The 19,020-nt window shown below is 70.6% G+C and carries 14 protein-coding genes and 2 pseudogenes; 6 read left to right on the forward strand and 10 right to left on the reverse strand.

Annotated features, from left to right (window positions below; all coding sequences use genetic code 11):
• Position 1: 1 nt before the first annotated feature.
• The 8 genes from ACWCPI_RS38265 to ACWCPI_RS38300 are packed head-to-tail and all read right to left on the reverse strand — an operon-like array spanning position 2 to position 13,455.
• The gene (locus ACWCPI_RS38265) at positions 2–6,250 is read right to left on the reverse strand and encodes an eCIS core domain-containing protein (RefSeq protein ID WP_451042573.1); all 6,249 of its coding nucleotides are present in this window, start codon (positions 6,248–6,250) and stop codon (positions 2–4) included.
• Positions 6,247–6,489, reverse strand: a complete 243-nt coding sequence (locus ACWCPI_RS38270; protein ID WP_451042574.1) for a hypothetical protein — start codon at positions 6,487–6,489, stop codon at positions 6,247–6,249. The genes ACWCPI_RS38265 and ACWCPI_RS38270 overlap by 4 nt, the downstream gene beginning before the upstream one ends.
• On the reverse strand, positions 6,486–8,480 hold the full coding sequence (locus ACWCPI_RS38275; protein ID WP_451042575.1) for an ATP-binding protein: 1,995 nt from the start codon (positions 8,478–8,480) through the stop codon (positions 6,486–6,488). Before ACWCPI_RS38275 ends, ACWCPI_RS38270 begins: the two co-directional genes overlap by 4 nt.
• Complete coding sequence (locus ACWCPI_RS38280) at positions 8,480–9,667, reverse strand: DUF4255 domain-containing protein (RefSeq protein WP_451042576.1); 1,188 nt, start codon at positions 9,665–9,667, stop codon at positions 8,480–8,482. The genes ACWCPI_RS38275 and ACWCPI_RS38280 overlap by 1 nt, the downstream gene beginning before the upstream one ends.
• Positions 9,664–10,389, reverse strand: coding sequence for a hypothetical protein (locus tag ACWCPI_RS38285; RefSeq protein WP_451042577.1), 726 nt, complete (start codon positions 10,387–10,389; stop codon positions 9,664–9,666). The genes ACWCPI_RS38280 and ACWCPI_RS38285 overlap by 4 nt, the downstream gene beginning before the upstream one ends.
• Positions 10,382–11,110 carry a hypothetical protein gene (locus ACWCPI_RS38290; RefSeq protein ID WP_451042578.1) on the reverse strand — a complete coding sequence of 243 codons (729 nt, stop codon included), beginning with the start codon at positions 11,108–11,110 and terminating at the stop codon, positions 10,382–10,384. The genes ACWCPI_RS38285 and ACWCPI_RS38290 overlap by 8 nt, the downstream gene beginning before the upstream one ends.
• A gap of 10 nt (positions 11,111–11,120) precedes the next feature.
• The gene (locus ACWCPI_RS38295) at positions 11,121–11,642 is read right to left on the reverse strand and encodes a phage tail protein (protein ID WP_451042579.1); all 522 of its coding nucleotides are present in this window, start codon (positions 11,640–11,642) and stop codon (positions 11,121–11,123) included.
• 10 nt (positions 11,643–11,652) lie between these two features.
• Positions 11,653–13,455, reverse strand: coding sequence for a phage tail sheath family protein (locus tag ACWCPI_RS38300; protein WP_451042580.1), 1,803 nt, complete (start codon positions 13,453–13,455; stop codon positions 11,653–11,655).
• Between the two features lie 937 nt (positions 13,456–14,392).
• On the opposite strand from ACWCPI_RS38300, the gene ACWCPI_RS38305 reads away from it, so the two are divergent.
• From ACWCPI_RS38305 to ACWCPI_RS38320, 4 genes are all read left to right on the forward strand, one after another.
• A complete protein-coding gene (locus tag ACWCPI_RS38305) occupies positions 14,393–14,707 on the forward strand; it encodes a CU044_2847 family protein (protein ID WP_451042581.1) in 315 nt (104 codons plus the stop codon).
• A 353-nt stretch (positions 14,708–15,060) separates the two neighbouring features.
• A complete protein-coding gene (locus tag ACWCPI_RS38310) occupies positions 15,061–15,393 on the forward strand; it encodes an nSTAND1 domain-containing NTPase (RefSeq protein WP_451042582.1) in 333 nt (110 codons plus the stop codon).
• Between the two features lie 101 nt (positions 15,394–15,494).
• On the forward strand, positions 15,495–15,986 hold the full coding sequence (locus ACWCPI_RS38315; RefSeq protein ID WP_451042583.1) for an nSTAND1 domain-containing NTPase: 492 nt from the start codon (positions 15,495–15,497) through the stop codon (positions 15,984–15,986).
• 129 nt (positions 15,987–16,115) lie between these two features.
• Positions 16,116–16,682: a WD40 repeat domain-containing protein gene (locus tag ACWCPI_RS38320; RefSeq protein ID WP_451042584.1), complete on the forward strand. Its 567-nt coding sequence runs from the start codon at positions 16,116–16,118 to the stop codon at positions 16,680–16,682.
• Between the two features lie 398 nt (positions 16,683–17,080).
• Here the strand turns inward: ACWCPI_RS38320 and ACWCPI_RS38325 are convergent, their stop codons facing one another.
• Complete coding sequence (locus ACWCPI_RS38325) at positions 17,081–17,491, reverse strand: RidA family protein (protein ID WP_221756125.1); 411 nt, start codon at positions 17,489–17,491, stop codon at positions 17,081–17,083.
• A gap of 80 nt (positions 17,492–17,571) precedes the next feature.
• Between ACWCPI_RS38325 and ACWCPI_RS38330 the strand changes: the two genes are divergently transcribed.
• Together ACWCPI_RS38330 and ACWCPI_RS38335 are read left to right on the forward strand one after the other, a co-directional pair.
• Positions 17,572–17,943, forward strand: a complete 372-nt coding sequence (locus ACWCPI_RS38330; protein WP_451042585.1) for a winged helix-turn-helix transcriptional regulator — start codon at positions 17,572–17,574, stop codon at positions 17,941–17,943.
• Between the two features lie 290 nt (positions 17,944–18,233).
• Positions 18,234–18,341 (forward strand): annotated as a pseudogene (locus tag ACWCPI_RS38335) (IS5/IS1182 family transposase); the annotation flags it as partial.
• 553 nt (positions 18,342–18,894) lie between these two features.
• On the opposite strand, the pseudogene ACWCPI_RS38340 reads toward ACWCPI_RS38335, so the two are convergent.
• Positions 18,895–19,020: pseudogene (locus tag ACWCPI_RS38340) on the reverse strand (IS110 family transposase); the annotation flags it as partial.

Consider the following 19,020-nt stretch of genomic DNA (forward strand, 5'->3'; position numbering starts at 1 on the left):
CCTACTCTCCGACACCGACTACGGTGTGTGACTGGTCGAAGTACAGCTGATTCATGCGTGCCCGGATGTGATCGAACAGCTGCTGCTCGACACTCTTCTCCGACCCCGTGGCGACGTGCAGGTCGAGCAGCGCCACCCACACCTTGATCGCAGCGATCTCGCGCTCGATCAGGGTCCTGCCCTCGGCAGAGAGGCGGTGGGACGCGCGCTGCTCGGGAGGTTGCTTGAGGTATTCGTCGACGGCGTCGGAACCCTTCTGGGCCCTGCCCATCGACATGGGCAGTTCGCGCATCGCCTCCCCCAGGTCCCGCCCCTGCTCCAGTGTCTGGATGGCCATGCCCGAAGTGACCACGGACCCTATGTTGCGGTGCCCCTCCTGAACGACGAGCAGCGTGCCCAGATAGGCCACCGTGCCCGCGTTCGCTCCGGTCGGCCGGTGTCCCGCGGCGAAGTCCGCCAGTTGTCGGCCGGTGACCTTCGCCTGTCCCTTCGCACCTTCGGACTGCGCGATGTCGGTGTACTTGAGGTCCGTGCGCACCTCACGCCCCTCCTGAAGCGCGGAAACGACCTTGTTTCTCAGGCCCCCCTTCTTCTGCTGGCGGGCGACCTCGACAGCCGACCGGTTCTTGGCCGTGGCCTCCACTTCTGTGGCGGCTTCCGCGGCCGTGGCGCGCAGGAAGCTGAGGATCTCCTTCTTGCCCCAGCCCCGGTGTTGCATGTCCTGAGCGTGCGCGAGAACCGCCGGTAGGTTCGTGCCACGTGGAATCCGGACGTCGACGATTTCACGTGGCTTCTTCGTCTTGAGGTCGATCGAGCCCGGTCGGATCGTCTGTCTGATGTGGGCTGCCTGCGGGCGCGACCTCTCCACGATCTCCCGGCCCAGGTCGCGTACGAACTGCAGGAGCCGATCCCGGTCGACGACGAACCCGTTGCCGACGTCGGCGCTTGGATTCAGCCGCGCGCTGATCCGGAAAGCGTGCGCTCCCTCTGCGACGAGCGCGGACAGGCGGTACCAGGCTCGCAGAGCCGCGAGCGTGCTGCGGAAGAGGATGCCGCGAACGCCGCGCTTGAGGAGGCGTTCGATCAGAGGCCTGATGCGCTGGACTGTGCGGGCGAGGCGCTGCTCCTTGGACTCCTGAGGCCTCTTCGTCTTGTTCTGGCGGCTCTGCTTGCGGCGGTCCGCGACCTTCTTGCGCCAGTCCTTGAGCTTCTGCTTGCCCTTGGCGACCAGGTTCTTCAGCTTGCCGGCGCTCGCCTTCAGCGAACGGCCGAGCCTGCTGTTCGCGAGCTTGCTGCCCAGCCGCTTGATCGTCCGGTTGACCATCTTCAGCGCGGGCGCGACCACCCGGCCGACCGCCCCCGCCGCACGCCGTGCCCCGTCAGCAGCCCCTCGCAAGCCGCTTTTGGCCGCCGCGCCCACCCGGCGCGCGCCCGAACGCACCGCCCGCGCACCCGCCGTGACGCCCCGCTTGACCGCACCGGCGGCGGCGACAGCACCGCCCTTCACGGCCGCTACCCCTCGTCGTACCGCCTGGCGGGCGGCATTGACCGCTCGGCCGGCGGTCTTCTTGACCGCGCCGGCGCCGCGGCCGAGGCCCTTCATGATCTTCTCGGCGATGCCCTTGAGCTTGGTGCCGACGCCCTTGAGGGCACCCGCGATCCGCACCATCAGGAAGTTCGAGATGAACTCCAGCAGCGCCACCGCCCCGGCCGCGACGGCCTTCGCGAACAGGCACGCGGCCGCCACACCACCGGCCCTCACCGCCTTCAGGAACCTCAGAAACGCACTGAACGCGGCGATGATCCTGCTGACGCTCTGGTAGGCCGCCATCACGCCCTGAGCGATCGCGATGATGCCGCCGACCGCCGGGACGATCAGGCCGATGAGCTTCTCGACGACGATCGAGATGATCATCGCGGGCAGCGACTTCACAATCGCCTGCCAGGCCATCTTCCCGATCTGCGCGACCGACATGCAGCCCTTCACCAGCACGTTCCACAGCAGCCTGCCGATGCCGACGACGGACTCGACCTTGGCGTTGAACCACTCCTTGACCGCGGTCTTGATCGCGCCCCAGAGGAAGGTGCGGACACCCTCCTTGGCCGCGCCCCCGAGCTTGCGGACCCAGCCGATCGGATCCGGCGCGATGTCCTTGACCAGGGCCGCGACCTCACCCAGCAGCTTGATCGCGGAATCGACGAACGCGATCGCCGCCATCACCACACCGCGGACCACCTCGACCGCCGAGAGCAGCGCCTTCTCGTACACCCGCAGGACCGCGACCAACGCGCCGGCCAGCGCGTCGATGAGCGCGTTGACCGCCTTCTTCAGCCGATCGGCGAGCTGCTGCACCTTGACGATCGCGGCGTCGCGCATCGAGATGATCGCCTTGCGCACCTTCTCCGCGATGCCGGGGAAGACCCTGCCGATCACGCTCACCACGGCCAGCAGTGCGTTCGCGAGGCCCTTGATGATGCCGGTGATCGCCTTCGCGGCCAGGTCGATCAGGCCGTTGATCGCCTTCTTGAAGCCCTCCTTGATCGCGTCGATCGCCTTGACCGCCAGGTCGAACACGCCCTTGATCACCGAGACGAGCGCGTCGAACGCGGCCTTGACCTTGGACTTGACCCAGCCCCACCAGCCGGAGGATTCCTCCTTCTTGGCCTCTCGCTCCTTGCGGGCCTTCTCCTCGGCGGCCTTGCGCTCCTTCTCGATCCGGTCGTTGTCCTCGTTCTTGCGCTTCTCGATGCCTGCGTCGGCCTCGGTCTTCTTGGCGCTGGTGTCCTCGCGGGCCTTCGTGTGCGCGCCGGTCGCGGTCCTGGTGTTGTCCTCGACCGCCTTGTCCTGCTCGTCACGCCACTCGCCACGCTTGCCGGCGGCGTCCTCGCGGGCTTCCTGGCGTACGGCGGCCTGCTGGTCGCTGTTCTCCGCGATCGCCTGCTGGACCTGGGCCCGGTTGTCCGCCTTCGCCTGGCCGGACTGGCTCTGCTTGTCCTGCTGGGCCTGGCCCATCTTGCCCTGGCCGTCGGCGAATCCGGCCTGGATCTGCGGGCCGCGTTCCTGTACGGCGACCGCCGACACCGTGTCCGGATCCGCCCCGCCGGCACCCGGACCGCCTGCCGCAGCGGGCGCGCCGGCGGCAGGCGTGCGGCCGGGCACCGAGGCGGTGAGCTTCTCACCGGGCGCGTCCGGGTAGACCTGGTCTTCGCCCAGCCCGACCGCCGCGTCCTGCCGGCCGAGCGCGTGCGTCCGGTCGATGTGGTCCTCGGTCTGCCGGTGCTGCTCGTCGGCGAGCGCCGGGTCGGTCTCGCCCGCGAGCTTGACCCTGGGCGCGGCGCCGACGGTGGTGTACAGCCGGTCGTCCCTGGTGGGTACGCCATTGACTGCGCCCTGCAGCTGCTGGATCTCGGCGTCGCTTGCCTTCTCCTCGCTGCCCCCGGCGACGACCGGGTCCTTGACCCTGGTCACGGGGTTCGGGGTGTTCGCGGTCGGTGGGGGGTGGGCCTCGCGCTGTGTGGCGAGCGTCTGCGGGGTCACCTCCGTCATAGGCTCGACCGCGGTGGACACCGGCTCACCGGTCTGGGGGGCACCGGCCTGTGTCTGCGGGGCGCCGCTCGGACGTTCGAGCGTCGGCGGGGCACCCTGGAGATCCTGGTGCTCCGTGGCGACCGTGGTACTCACGGCCTGGTCGACGCCGCCGAGTGCCTGCGGCATCCGGGCCGGTGGCTGGGACGAGATCGTCGCGAGCGCGGCTGTCGGCTTCTGGCCGGTGACGTCCGGCGGCTGCGCTTGTGCCTTCTTCTCGGCCGGGGCCGGTGCGGCGCCACCGCCCCCGCAGCCGCCTCCGCCGTCACCGCCCTGGGCGTCGGCCTCCGTCGTGGCCGCCGGTGCCCCGGCGCAGCCGCCACCGCCGGTCTCCAGCGAGCCCTCGGGTCCGGCGCCGGGGGCGGCACCTTCCGGCCCCGTCTGTCCCGGCGTCGCCGACTGAGCCGTCACCGGGAAGCTGCCGGGTGCGGCTGCCGCGTCCGCGAGTTGAGGATCGCCCGGCATCGGTTCGGTGGGCCGTGGTTCCCCCGGGGTACGCGCGCCCGGCCCGGGTGCCGTACCGCCCGACACGGCCGACAGCTCGGCAGAAGACGTGTCGGCGGAATCAGGGCCGACTCCGTCCGCTTCCCGGCCGAGCGTGGCAGGTCCGGTCGCCGGTCCGGCAAAGTCCCCAGCGGCAGCCGGTGACGGGGCGGCGGCTGTCGAGTCGGCCGGAGCCGATGCGGCCGAGTTCGCGGCGGCGGGCTCCGCGGGGCCCACTCCGGTGACCGGTGTCGCTGCGGCCGACCCGCCGGGCCCGGCCGCGGGTGCGGTGGCGTCGACCGCAGGCGCCGTCCCCCGCATGTCGGATGCGCCCTCGTCCTCTGCCTCAACCGCTCCATCCTGCGGGGTCTCAGCGTCGGCGCGCTCCAGCTCCGGCTCGGCGGCCTGCTCGGCCGTCTCGGCCCGGTCCAGATCCTGCGGCTCGGCCTCGACCGGTGGCGGCGCGGGCATGCTCGGCAGTTCCCGCGGCTTCGGCGGCGTGTTCCCCGGCGCGGCCTTCAGTTCCTCGTCGGCGGTCGGCACCGCTGACAGGTCCGGGTCGGTCTTGGGCACCGGGTCCGGCGCCGGCTTGTCCGCCCCGGCCTCCTGCTCGGCCCGGTCGACGGCCTGCTGCGGAGGTTCGGGCTCGGCGGCCTCCTCCGGCGCCGGTACCTCGGACTCCGCACCGGCCTCGGTGTGGAGCGGCTTCTCCTGCTCCGGCGGCTCGTCCTGTCTGCCCGGCTCCTTCGCCAGCCCGTGCTGGGCCAGCGGTCCCTGCGGATCGTTCGCGACCGCCTCCGCGCGGTCCTCGCGCACCGGGTCCGCGCCCGAGCTGCCGACCGGGGCAGCCGTCCCGACCTGGGCCCCGACGACCGGTGCCTGACCGAGCGGCTCCAGCCCGGCCCCGCTCACCCCGGCCTCGGGGGCGGCCACCGCCGGGGGCGCGGCGGCACCACTCGCCGCTTCCTGCGGCTGAGCCGACCCGCCCTCGGCAGCGGGCTGTTCCTGGCCCTCCGCTTCCGGCTGCTCGCCCTTCTCCGTGGCCTTGCGGTGCCCTTCGTCCTCGCGCTTCTGCTCGTCCTCCTCGGCGGAGTCCCTGCGGCGCTGCTCGTCGAGCGCCGCTCCCTTCGAGCGCTCGGCGTCCTGCCCGTCCTGCTCGCCCTTGTGGGCCGCGTCCTCGCCGGTACGCTCGCGATCCCGGTCCCGGTCCTCCGCGTCCTGCCGCTCCTCGTCACGCCCGTCGCGCTCCCGGTCCGCGCGGCTCCGCTCGTCGCCCGCCTTCTCCTCGGCCCGGTCGCGCCGTTCGGTCCGCGCCCGTTCGGCCGGATCCACGACGGGCTCCGGTACGGCAGCGGTGTCCACCGGTGTGCCTGCGGGCGTCTCGGCCGCGGCCACCAGTTGCTCGACCCGCAGATAGTCGGGCGAAGCCAGCCGCTGCCGCAGCCCGGCCAGTACGCCGGACCGCAGTTCCGGCGCAAGCCGTACCAGTTGCTGCCGCACTCGTCCCGCCGCGTCCGCCGGGTCGCCGCGCAGCGTACGCACCACGCCGGCGACGATCCGGTCCACCAGCGTCGCCGGGTCCAGTTGCTCGGCCCGCAGTTGGGACACGTCGACGCTGATGAACCGCAGCCACGACACCGGCTGCGCGCCCCGCTCCCGCACCGCCCGCTCGCCACTCCCGGCCGCCGTGCCCCGGCCGCCGCGACCGTCCGAGGCACGGTCCACCCGCTCCGCGGCCTCGCGCTCGACCCCGTCCAGGGGCCGGCTCAGCGTGCCGTCCTGACGGCCGAGCCTCAGTCGGCCGGGCGCGTCCGGTACCTGCACGGTGTGCAGGAGTTCGTGCGCGAGCAGCCGTAGGCCCTGGGCGGTCTCCGGGCGGTACGCGCCCGCGGCGAAGAAGATGTCCTTGCCCACGGCGACGGCGTCCGCTCCGACCAGCGCGGCCAGCGCAGCCGCGTCCCGGTCGCTGTGGATGCGGACCGCGCTGAAGTCGTGGCCCAGCCACTCCTCCATCACGCGCCCGACTCCGGGCTCCAGCGGCTTCCCAGGCTGCGCGAGCACCTCGTCCGGTGCCGGCGGTGTACGTCGCGCCCGCGTGTCCCGCAGCGGCGCGGACCGTTTCCCGCGCTTGCGGCGCGGTGGCTCCGGCTGCTGCTGTCGTACCTGCGTGACGGTGCTCATCGCATCAGCTCCCGGTGCACGGCACGCGCCAGCTCCCGCCCCAGACGGCCTGGGGAGGTGGTGGCGGGCAGCGGACGCAGGCCGCTGACCACGTCGTACGACGCGCCCTCGGCAGCCGGTGGCTGCTCGGTCAGCAGCCGGGTGAGCTCACGTGTGAACGCACGCGCGATCCGGTCGGCGTCGGCGCGTCGCACACCGTCGACGCCGCGGATCACCAGCTCGTCCACGTGCAGGCTCACACCCATCCGGCCACCTCCGTGGACGTCACCGAGCGCTCGAACTTGACGTACTCGGTGTGCGCGGCGGCGAGCAGATGCCGCATCTGCAGCGCGGTGCCCTCGTCGGCGGCCAGGAAGGCGGCCGACAGCGCGATGTTCCGGATGCTGCCGCCGGCCACCGTCAGTTGTGCCAGCCGCTCGACTGCGACCCCGTCGACCGGGACCCGGGGCGGGATCACGCGCCGCCAGATCTCGGCCCGCTCGGCCATGTCCGGGAACGGGAAGTCGACCACGAACCGCAGTCGCCGCAGGAACGCCTGGTCCAGGGCCTTCTTTTGATTCGTGGTCAGGATCGCCAGGCCCCGGTACGACTCCATCCGCATCAGTAGATAGCTGACTTCGAGGTTCGCGTACCGGTCGTGCGAGTCCTTCACCTCGCTGCGCTTGCCGAACAGCGCGTCCGCCTCGTCGAAGAGCAGCACCGCGCCCCCGCGCTCGGCCGCGTCGAAGATGCGGCGCAGGTTCTTCTCGGTCTCGCCGATGTACTTGCTGACCACCTGGGACAGGTCGATGACGAACAGGTCCAGCCCGAGCTCGCCCGCCACCACTTCGGCGGCCAGTGTCTTGCCGGTGCCGCTGCTGCCGGCGAACAGGGCGGTGACGCCGAGCCCGCGCCGCAACACGTCCTCGAATCCCCAGTCCTGGTAGACGGTGGCACGCTGACGGACGTGCGCGACGATCTCGCGCAGGATCCTGCGCTGCCGCTCCGGCACCACCAGGTCGTCCCAGCCCGCCCGTGGCTCCACCCGGCGGCCGAGCTCGTCGAGCGCGATCCGCGCGTGCGTAAGGCCCGCACGCCAGGCCGCCGCCCGTACATCGCCGCCGACCACGCCACCGGCCTCGCGGGCGACCGCGCCGGCGGACCGGATCACGTGCCCCGGCAGGCTGAACTGCGCCACGAGACCTGCCACATCGACGTCACCGCCGTGGCCGTCCAGCGCGGCGCGCCACAGCTCGCGCTGCTCGGCCTGCTCCAGCGGCTCGACGACCAGCTGCTCGCGGTGCGTCGTCGGTGCGGGGAGCGGGTCCTGGCTGGACAGCACCACCGGGACGCCGAGCATCGCCACGAACGCCTCCGCGGCCGCGGCCTTCGTCGTCTCGGAGACCTCGACCAGCAGCACGGCGGGCAGCAGCACCCCTTCGCGTTCCCAGAGCCGGGCCAGCACCGCGCGGTCCGCGGGCTCGGCCGGCAGGTCGGCCGCCGACAGCGTGAACGTCGCGAAGCCGGCCGCGCGCGCCGCGGTGGCCGTCACTTCGCGCCGGGTCTGCACGTCGCCACCGGACAGCGCCGCCACCCGGTCGGTGCTCACCGCCGCCGCCAGCTGAGCTGCCAGCCGCGTCTGCGACTCCGGCAGCGGGCCGGGTACGGCGGTGCGCGCGACCAGGCCCTGCAGCCGCGGCTCGACCAGGGAGACCCCCAGCAGGAAGTGCAGCACCCGCTCGTCGATCCGCAGCCGCGCGGTGGTGAGCACCCCGTCGTCGGCGACCTCGACGAGCCGGTACCGGCGCAGCGGCGCGTCCGGTGTCAGCGCGCTCCAGTGCGGCTCGGCCAGCGCGGCCAGGGCCAGCGAGAAGGTCGGGAACTCCCGCCCGCTCGCCGCCGCGCAGCGCGCCGCCGCCGTCGGCTCCAGCTCCATCGCCGCGCACAGCACCAGCAGGTCCCGCTCGAACGACGTCAGCCCGAAGCAGGCGACCACCGTCGCCAGCGCGCCTTCGCCGTACACCGCCCCGCCCCGACCGCCCTCGCCGTCGCCGACCTCCGCCGCCGCGTGCCGGGACTCTGGCCGGGACTCCGCCGCCGCGTGCCGGGACCGGCGCCGCGACCGTCCGGCAGCACCGCCGTCGGCCGCCTTGTCGGCGGCGGCCCGGGCGTGCGCGTCAAGGCGCTCGAGGACGCCGGCCACAGCCGTGGCCATGACCGCCGCGTCGGCCTCGCGCCCGTCGTCGTTCATCAGAACTCCACCGCCGGTGTGCGCAGGTCCTCGCCGACCACCGTGTCGACGCCGTCGATCCGCACCCGCAGCAGATAGCTGCCGGCGGTGACCTCCGCCGCCCGGACCGCGACCGTCTTGGGCTCCCGCGGACCGGGCAGCGGGTACGCCGCGTCGAACCGATGGCTGCCGGACCCGTCCAGTTCGTCCAGCAGCACCGACACGCGCTGCCGGTCGCCGACCGCGATGTCCAGGGTCGCGACGACCTCGCCGCCGGTGACCTCGGACTCGGTCACGGTGGCCTGCCGCGCCATCGCGGTCTCGTTCGAGTCGACGATCCGGAACGAGTCACCGAACCTGACCTCGTGGAGCACCCGCACCGGGTGCACTCCCGCGGCCAGACCGGCGGGCGGAGTGAACACCACCCGGCCGTCATCGACGGCGGACGGGGCCACCAGCTCGCCGCCGGCGTCGACGGTGACCTTCTCGCCGTTCAGGTCGTGCCCGGTCAGCACCACCTCGTGGCCCAACGGCACCGGGCCGGGCCGCGGCTCGGCGTCCGAGCCGGCCGGGCGGCTGCGCAGCTCCTCCACCACCGGTAGCCGGCCGGCGACCACGCGGACCCGGTGCTGCCGGACCGGCCGGCCCGCGGCCGGCGTCCGCCGGCTCTCCAGCAGCACCAAGGACGCCTCGAACGCGATCGACGGCGTGTAAGGCGTCTGGATCAGCATCGACCACAGCTTCGACAGGTCCTCGACATCCATCTTCGACGGCGTCAGCCGGACCGCCTGCGGCGACGCCGCCAGGTCGGCGCCGGCCAGGAACTCCTGCCCCGCGGCCGTCTCCAGGTCCTGTGCCGACAGCGTCGGCTGCTCGTGCAGCGTGCGCGCCACCGAGCCCAGCAGTGCCTGCGGCACCAGGCGGGTTTCGTTGCCGTAGCAGCTGATCAGGTAGTGCAGGTCGTACGCCGCCGTGGGCGTCCGCAGCAGCCGTCCGTCACCGTCCCGGGTGGGCGTGTCGGCGTTGCGCCGGGACGCGTTGGGGGTGATCCGGTAGCAGAACACCGTGATCGTCGGCTCGGTCACCGGCTCGCTCGGCGGCTTGCGTGCCTCCACCTGTACGGCGTAGGGCACGTCGGACTGCACCGAGCGGGCCAGCAGGCCGCGCAGCGCCTCGGTGGCCTGGGCGATCGCCAGGTAGTTGCTCACGTCGCCTCCCGCCGGTCGAGGAAGGCCCCCAGTCCGACGGCCGGCTCGGGCCGTCCACTCCGGCCGGTTCCTTCCCGCTTCGGTTCGTGCGCCGCCGTCGTCACCTCGAGCCGGCCGATGCTGACCTGCACCGACGGCTCGGCCGGTGCGGCCTGCGCCTCGCGCCGCCTGACCCCGCCGGCGGTCCGCGGCACGGAGGGAAGTGCCTCGGACGTCGTCCGTCCGGTGGCCGTGGGCCGGAGGTACGGGGTCCGCGCCGGCGTGTCCGCCGCGACGGGCCGCCGATACGCCGGCTCCTCGACGGCCTGCGCCCCCGCGTCCGACGACGGCACCGGCCGCTCCACGACGCTCCGCACGACAACCGGTGCGGCCGCCTGCACCCCGCCCGACGGCCACGGCGACCCCGGGGACACTGTGCGCACCGTCTCGATCGACCGCACGGTCCGCTCGATCTGGCTCAGCACCGACGGTCGTGGCGTCGGCACCCCCTGCGGACCGGCCTGCGCCGTCGCCCGTGGCGCTGCCGACGCCTGCGACGCCGACCGGGACGGGGCGGCGGCGTCGACCTCGACCTCGGTTTCCATCAGCGGCGCCGCCGACAGCCGCTCGAACGGCATCGCCAGCCGCGGCCGCACCAGCGGCACCACGGCGTCCGGCCCGCTCACCACCCCCGCGCGGGCGAGCAGCCGGTCGAACAGGTCCGGTGTCCGTGTCTCAGCCATGTCCGGCCAGCTCCAGGTAGTAGCGGCGGCGCAGCGGTGACAGCGCCAGCACGTCGGGTTCGGTCCACCCGTAGCTCGAGGCCAGCGCGTGCACGTCGGCGAGCGTCGTACGGGCCCACGAGTCGAGCTCGTCCCACAGGTAGGACGCGATGTCGAGCTGCGCCCGCACCTGTGCGCCGCAGTCCGGGCATGCCATGGCGAACCAGATGTCGGCCGCCGGGTCCGCCGCCGCCACCGCTTCGGCGAGCCGATGTACGACGCGCTCCGGCAGCCGGTCCACGCGCACCGTCCGGTCACCGCGCCGCGCCTCGAGCACCAGCCGGGCCGCGAGTTCGCGTCGTGGTTCCTGCGCGGCCAGGTCCCGCACCGCGAGGAGGTCGGCGGGCGTCGCGGGCCGGAACCGCACGGTCCAGTCGCCGTCGGTCAGCGGCTCCGGGTCGGCCTCGGGTGCGGCGACCGCCAGGCCGGTCGTGTCGACATCGAATTCCAGGTCCGCACCGCACACCGAGCAGCCGATCCGGACCGACAGGACATCGCCGAACAACGCGACGCGCAGGCCGAGCAGTTCGGCGTCCCGGGTGCCGACCGGGACACCGAGCAGCTCGTCGGCCGCCCGCCCGGGCCGGGCGAGCGCGTGCAGCAGTGCCGCCCGCTGGACCGAGGAAGCGGGCAGCGTGAGCCCGACCTCCCAGGCGGCGAGCAGCTCCGTCGGGGAAGCCACCTCGCACCCCTTACGGAAGCTGGTACGACGGCTCGTCCGGCTCGGCGACCTCCAGGTCCCGCTCCCAGCCCTCGCACTCGAGCTTCAGGTGCTGGATGGCGACCGCGTTCGCGTTGGCGTCCAGCTCGCCGAGCACCTGGTACTCCGACGGGAACGCCCGATAAACCTTGTACGCGAGGGCCACCTGTCCGGCCTCGTTGAGGATCTGGATCACGATGTCCTTGCGGAAGTCCTTCAGCGAGGACTCGCTGCCGAGGCCCTGGCCGACCATCCAGACCTTGTTCGCCCAGCGGTCGAATTCCGGGTCGTGGGTGACGCCGCGCTCGATCGTGATCGCCTCGAACTCGGTCCGGCCGGCGGATTTCCGCGGTGAGCTGGGATCGCCACCGTTACGGTGTTTGATCACCTCGGTCGTCCTTTTCAGCGGGCTGATCTTGCTGCACCCGGCGACGGTCTTTCCGTCCCACAGCACGAGGAACTTGAAGTTCTTGTAGGGGTCGAACCGCTGAGCGTTGACAGTGAACTCTGCCATTTCTGATCCCTCACACCTCGATCCGGCCCGCCATCTGTTCGATCTTCACCACGACGAACTCGGCCGGCTTCAGCGGCGCGAAACCGACGATCACATTGACAATGCCGCGGTTTATGTCGTCCTGGGTGGTGGTGTCCTTGTCGCACTTCACGAAATAGGCCTCGCGCGACGACGTGCCCTGGAAAGCGCCCTGGGTGAACAGGGTGTGCAGGAAGGCGCCGACGTTGAGCCGGATCTGGCCCCACAGCGGCTCGTCGTTCGGCTCGAACACCACCCACTTCAGGCCGCGGTACAGGCTTTCCTCGAGCATGAACGCCAGCCGCCGGACCGGGACGTACTTCCACTCCGACGTGAGCGCGTCCGCGCCGAGGAGGGTGCGCGCGCCCCAGATCACCGGGCCGACGATCGGAAAGCTCCGCAGGCAGTTCACCCCGAGCGGGTTGAGCAGGCCGTTCTCGGCATCGGACATCCTGACGCCCATCGAGCGCACGCCGGTCAGCCGCACGTCGGTGCCCGCCGGCGCCTTCCACACCCCGCGCTCGGCGTCGGTTCTGGCCATCAGCCCGGCGATCGCTCCCGACGGCGGGAACGTGCGCAGCCGTCCGGTCAGCGGGTCGGTCATCGTGATGTGCGGGAAGTACAGCGCCGCGTGGTCGCTGCGGACCGCGTCGTACGCCGGCAGACCTGTGCGGGCCTGCTCGATGCTGGTCCACTCCGGCGGGCTGTCGACGATCAGCAGCATCCGCTTTTCCTCGCAGAGCTCCACAGCGATGGCGATCACGCTGATCGCGTCACCCGAGTAGTCCTGCCCGGCCAGGTCGGGAAGGCAGAGCAGGTTGACGTCCTGCACCTCCCGCAGCGCCTGCATACCGGTCTTGTCGGCCTCGCTGCCGCGGAACTCGGCGTCCGTCGGCGGGTCGCCGTCGTCGCCGCCCTCCAACGCGTACGCGGTCGCGTGCGCCGTGGTCAGGCCGAGCGCGTTCGCCACCTCGCCGGTGAGTGTCATCGTGGCGCCCGCCGTCCCAGCCAGAACCTGCAGTCGCTTGCCGGCCACATCGACGTCCGCCCTGGTGAAGGCCTTGTGGGACGACGCCGCTCGCAGCCTGCGCTCCAGCAGCAGTCCGAGCGCGGTCAGCGACGCGGGTTTGCTGTCCTGAGCGGTGTAGAGCGTGATCTCGACGGGTTCGACGCCCTCGACGGTCGCGGTGAGCTTCTTGCCCGCCAGATCCGGCAGCGTGTCGACCGGCGCCGAGACCGTGCCGGAGAAGTCCGGCACCGCGTCACCGGTCGCCTTGACGTCGATGTATGACGACTCGTTGACGACCGCCTCGACGAAGCGCGGCGCGTCGGAGCTCATCGACAGGTTGCGGTACCGCTCCAGCACCGCTCCGGAGGCGTCCAGCACACGCAGGCCGAACGTCTCGTCGCTCGCGCCCGGGTCGATCGCGACCCGCAGCCCGTTGCCCCATTCGCTGGCGTCCCGCGAGGTCACCGTCAGCGCCTTCGGCTCGCCACCCGCCGCGATGTCCTTCGACGCCGGCTGGGCGCCCTTGGCGACTCGGACGATGACCGCGACCGAGCCGCCGGCCAGGAAGAACTGCTGCACCGCGTAACTCAGCAGGCTCTTCGCGTCCAGGCCGCCGTACTGCCGCTCGAAGTCGGCGAAGCTGGTGATCGTCACCGCCTCGTCGATCGGCCCACGCCGGGTCGCCCCCACGAACGCCGTCACCGACGTGGTCACCGCGGTGATCGTGCGGACCGCGCTCGGTAGCTCCTCGATATAAACGCCGGGATACGAGACAGACGTCGCCATACCCCCTCCATTCCCTTGGAGACTGCCCTTTGTGTCTATGCATGGAGGCATGGATCGACGCCCCCAGGCAATGCACTGAAATATCGCGGCATTGAAACACCGCAAACACCGCACGCGAATACGTGAAACGGCAGCACAGACGGCGCGCACTCAGCGACGCGCAGACGTGGGTGCAAGCGACATGCAGAAGAAGAATTTCCCTGCCCCGTACCCCTCCCCCGAGAGGATTGGCCTATCGACCGACACTATAAATAACATGCACACAGCGTCAGGGTCAACCACTCTTCGTAATTTTCCATGATCGGCCATTGCAAGTCTGCAATAATCCATCCGACAACATGACTTTCCAACGAATTACGATCTTGACATGAATTCTTCGCGTGACGCCTCGGGCGCATCGCGTTCCATGAGCCCCCTGTCTGCCGGCCTTGGCTGTGATCAATGGCTGATGGTGCTCCAGCCGGACAGGGTGCCCCCGAAGTCAGGTGTGAGGGGGATCGCGTCGGAGCGACGGAAGGTGATCGGGGTCGGGGCGGGGCTGTGGTCCTACCCAGCTGGTGAACCCTGCGTCAGGTGAAGAACGGGGCATTGAGGAACTGGCACACCGACACCGCACCGCCTCCCCTGCCTACCGCCGGGACGCCCGACGCACCCGGAACAAGCAGAGCTTGTCTTTTGGCCTCTGGCGTCGAGCTCTTCCTCAGTCACGCGCACGGACCAGACGGGTGCGGGGTGGACGGGGGCGGTGAGGATGGCTGCAAGCCCTGAGTGAGCCCTTGGCACGCCCGCGACAGTCGGGCGGGACCGCCGGTGAAGGAGGCACCGTGGCAGCTCTGACGCGGATTCCGCTGGACGGCGGCGGCTCGATCCTGGTCGAGGCGCCATCCACACTCGATGGCCCCGTGAAGGCCGGGCGCCTCGGCCACACCTCCACGACGTGCCGGAGACTCTGCAGGGCGCCCTGGAGCCGGTCACCCGGGCCGCGCAGGCCACGCTCGACCAGCTGCGCAAGGCGCGCCCCGACCAGATCACCCTGGAGTTCGGGGTCGATCTCGCCTTCGAGGCAGGAGCCGTGATCACCAAGAGCCAGGCCAGCTGCCACCTGAAGGTCACCGTGCGGAGGGCTGCCGGGGCCACCAGGTGCGCTCGTCCAGGTTCCCCGCACAGGCCCCGCCCGAGGGGCACTTCGGTTTCGCGGTCGGCGGCGACCTGCTGCCCGGCGCCGACGGCCGGCGCCCGCACCTTCAGCTGACCTCTGCCAACGACCTCACCACCGGGTTCAGCGGCGGTCCCGTGTGGGACGAGGTGACCGGACTGGTCATCGGCATGCTGACTGAGATCACCGGGCCCGACGCATACCAGCGGGGGCAGGGCATCGCCTACGTCACTCCGGCGGAGGTGCTGAGGGAGGTCCTGCCGGACCTGGCCACGCGGGAGGTGTGCCCCTGTCGAGGGCTGGGAGCCGTTCACCGACGAGCACGCCCGGTGGTTCGAGGGACGGCAGGACGCGGTGCGGCAGGTGCTGGCCAACCTGGCCCAGCAGCGGCGGCTGACCCTGCTTCTCGGCCGTCCGGGTCGGGCAAGACGTCGCTGATTCAGGCCGGTGTGCTGCGTGCGCTCGCCGACGGTGCACTGCCCGGCAGCGACAGGTGGTTGCCGGTACTCGCCCGGCCGCGGCAGAACATGCTCGCCGAGATCGAACGGGCCGGGCTGCCCGGCGTACGCGACGAGGGGATAGTCGCGGCGGTCAACCGACGGCTCGCGACGGATCCCGGGTACCAGCGCGTCCTGCTGGTCATCGACCAGTTCGAGGAGCTGCTGGTACAGGCTGGCAACGGCCGGCTGCGGGAGCTGCTGTCCGTCGTGGACGAGGTGACGACGGCCACGGACGCGTACACGAAGGTCACCGTGATCCTCATCATGCGGGACGACTTCTAACCGCAACTGGCCGCGCTCACCCCGAAGTTGCTGGGGACGGCGGTGTCAGGGCTGCTCAACGTGCCGGGCCCGCTGGGCCAACAGGCCCTGTACGAATCATCGTGCTGCCCGCGCGGGACGTGGGACTGCGCTTCCAACCCGGCCTGCTCGAGCGCATCATCGGCGACGTCCTCGACATCACGCCCGAGGCGGCCGTCACCCACCATGCGCCGGTCACCGTGCTGCCCCTGCTCGAGATGACCCTCAGCCAGCTGTGGCTGCGGCGGCAGGACGGTTTCCTCACGCACGAGGCGTACCGGCGCGTCGGAGGGGTCAGCGGCAGTGTGACCACGTGGTGCGACAGCGCCCTCGACGAGCTGACCAAGGAGCAACAGCTCATCGGGCGGCGGGCATTGACCTCCCAGAAGGACCCCGGTGACCTCCTCGGCGGCACGGCGCTGGCCGAGGGCCTGGAGTGGTCCAGCCGACGGCGACTGCCGACGGAGATCGGCACCTACCTGGAGGCGAGCCGAGCGAGACAACGCGCCACCATCCGCCGCACCCGCCGGGTGGTGGCGCGGTCCTGGCGGGGCTGCTGGTGCTGGCTTTGGTAGCGGTGGGCGGTGCGATCTGGCAGTGGCGGACCGTCGTCGCCGAGCGCCAGGCCGCACGGTCCCGGGCGCTCGCCGCCCATTCCGACGAGCTCATCCCAAGCAATCCCGAACCTGGCCTCGCTGCTTGCCGTGCAGGCGTACCGCACCGACCACACCCGGGAGGCTGTCGAGAGCCTGCGGGCCGCGGCGGCCCTGCCGAAGCACCGGCGCCTGTACGGACACACGAGCGAGGTGAAAGCTGTCGCCTTCATTCCGGACGGCCGCACGCTCGCCTCCGCGAGCGCGGACGGGACGGTACGTGTGTGGGACCGGGCCTCGGGAAAGGTCCGAGGCGTCCTCAAGGGACACAGCGGCGCAGTGACCACGCTGGCGTTCAATCGAAACGGTGTCCTGGCAACCGGCGGCGAGGACAGGACCGTACGGCTGTGGGACGTGGCGACGCGCACGACGCGCATCAAGGCCACTGGGCTCACCGGCAGTATGTCCTCGGTCGCCTTCAGTCCCAGCCCGGTCAGCACGCTGGCGATCGGCGACGCCGGGGGCGTACGCCTGGTGAACCAGTACACGGGCGCCACCAGCAGCGCAGCCACGACCCCGTTCGTCTCGCCCTCGGTCTGTTCGACGGGCGTGTGCAGCACCTCGTCGGTGACGATGCCCGTGACCTGTCGTTGGAGGCGGTCCAACAGCCCGGGGTAGGTGCCGCTGCCGGGCCCTGTGAGGTCCACCCGCGACGGCCGGCGGGGGGCGATGATCTCCGTCCCGGCCGGTGCCTCGTCCTGGTCGGCTGCGACGAGCGCGCGGTACAGCAAGACGATCGAGGGATTCTTGCCCCGCTCCTCCCCCGCGCCGGTGGGTTGAGACGCAGAACCAATCTTCCAACGGCACAGGGACCTTGGGCCTATTGCGTTGTGCGTTGTGCGTTGTGGGGACCGATCCCGTCACCCGATCAGTGACCACGCTGAAAAGCTCACCCATAGAACTCAAGAGATGTCACCGGCCGCCAGTTGCGATGCCGTGAGACCGGACCGAGAGACGAGGCGGCGCCGAGGCGGGTTGCACGGAGAAGGTGAACAGCGTCGGCGCCGAGGGCCGATTCAATCGAGGATCGCTGTCGCCTCCACCTCGACCAGGACGTCAGGCTCGAATAGATAGTCGACCCCGATCAGCGAGGAAGGCGGAAGCGGCACTGTCAACCCGATCTCCTCCGCCACCTGCCCGACCCCTTCCATGAACGCGTCGATCTTCTCGGGCGCCCAGTCCGTGACGTAGAACGTGAGCCTCAGGACGTCGTCGAACGACGCGCCCGCCCCTGCGAGGCCCTTCCCGGTGTTCCGCAGCGCGTGGGCGACCTGTCCGGCGAGGTCTCCCGGGGCGAGGGGAGATCCGTCCGCCGACCGGGCGACCTGGCCGCTGACATGCACGTGACGCCTTCCAGTGCCCACGGCCACATGCTCGTACGGGGTGGGCTGCATCATGCCTTCGGGTGTGAAACGACGCACGGACATGGAGGTCTCCTCACTTCGACCAAACTCGGTATACCTTTGCTACCTGGTAGACGAAGGACACTTCAAGGAGACCAGGTATCGTGCCGGCTACTCCGCACAGTCACGACGGCGAGCTCAGGATCGAGCACCCCCACCGGGAGTTCCTCGACCAAGTGCTCGACAAGTGGTCGCTGAGCGTCCTCAACGAACTCTGCGAACACCCCTGCCGTTTCAACGATTTGCGCCGTGCGATCCCCGCGGTGACCCAGAAGTCGCTCACCGCGACGCTGCGTCGGCTCGAACGCAACGGCATCGTGGAGCGCGTGCTTCTCAGTTCCCGCCCCGTCGCCGTCGAGTACCGGATCACACCCCTGGGCAAGACCATGCGGCAGCCGGTCGAGGTGCTCCTGGAGTGGGTCGCGACACACATGCCCGAGGTGGAACACGCCCGTCGTGCCTTCGACCTCGCATGAACCGGCCTGCGCGGCCGGGGCAGCACCCCTACCACTGAACCCGCTCTACGACGCGGGACGCGACCCCTGCGGAAGCACACGAGACGGGGCGCCACACCCCCCTGACAGTGCTCACCGCAACCACGAAAACGAAGTACTTCAGCACCCATACCAAGCACTCAAGCCGATGGAGCACTTAAGCATCTCGAGCCGGACCTCGATCAGGTGACGCCCGCCAAGAGCAACGAGCGAGGCCCCCGCCCAGACGATCGAGATGTCTGACATCTCAACCATGCTGCTCAGAAGCCTCGTTGGTCATCTGTCCTGCCGAACTCGACCTGCCGCATACGCTCGGGCAGTGGATCACCATGCTCATCGTCACCCACGAGGGCAACCGGCGCTGCAAGCCCCGCCCCTCCGTGGCTCTGGGGCCTTGCGACGCGTGCCTGGTCTGCGACATGGCGGGACAGGAAGCGGGTGGGGTGGTGGACGGTGCCACCTCTCGCCATCGCCGCCGCCTTGGTGATGAACGAATCCTCCAAGCTGCTGAGGTCGCTGCAGATAGAAAATCAGCAGGCATAGGAGCCGATGCGCTCAACGGTGGCCTGGTTTTCTGTTTCGGGAGAAGGAAGACCCGATCAACGCGACCAGCGTATGGAAAGCCGCCGCCGAGGAGGGTGAGTTCAGAGGACTCGTCATCAAGTGGATTGACTTTCACCTTCTGCTTGATGTTCTAATCTTTACCCCGCCTACGTAGCTGCTTTGTACGTGGTGCTGCATAAAATCTGGACCGTACTTGCGAAGGTGGAACGTCCACCCTTTCCCGCAAAATGGCTTAAGTGGATGCGCCTCACTGTACTGGCCTGCGACTGGCTCGAGACGATCCTCATCGGGTGTCTAGTTGACGATCTAACGAGGTAACCGAAGCACGACGCTCTCGCAATTCTTGTTAGTGATTCCTAATGCGGTCTGTCAAGCAGTATGAGCGGTGGGTGGGACGGGTTTGTAGGTCCGTCCGTCGCGGAGGAGGGCCCAGAGGACGTTGACCCGGCGGCGGGCCAGTGCCAGGACGGCCTGGATGTGGCGCTTTCCTTCGGC

Source organism: Streptomyces sp. NPDC001920, from assembly GCF_053594495.1.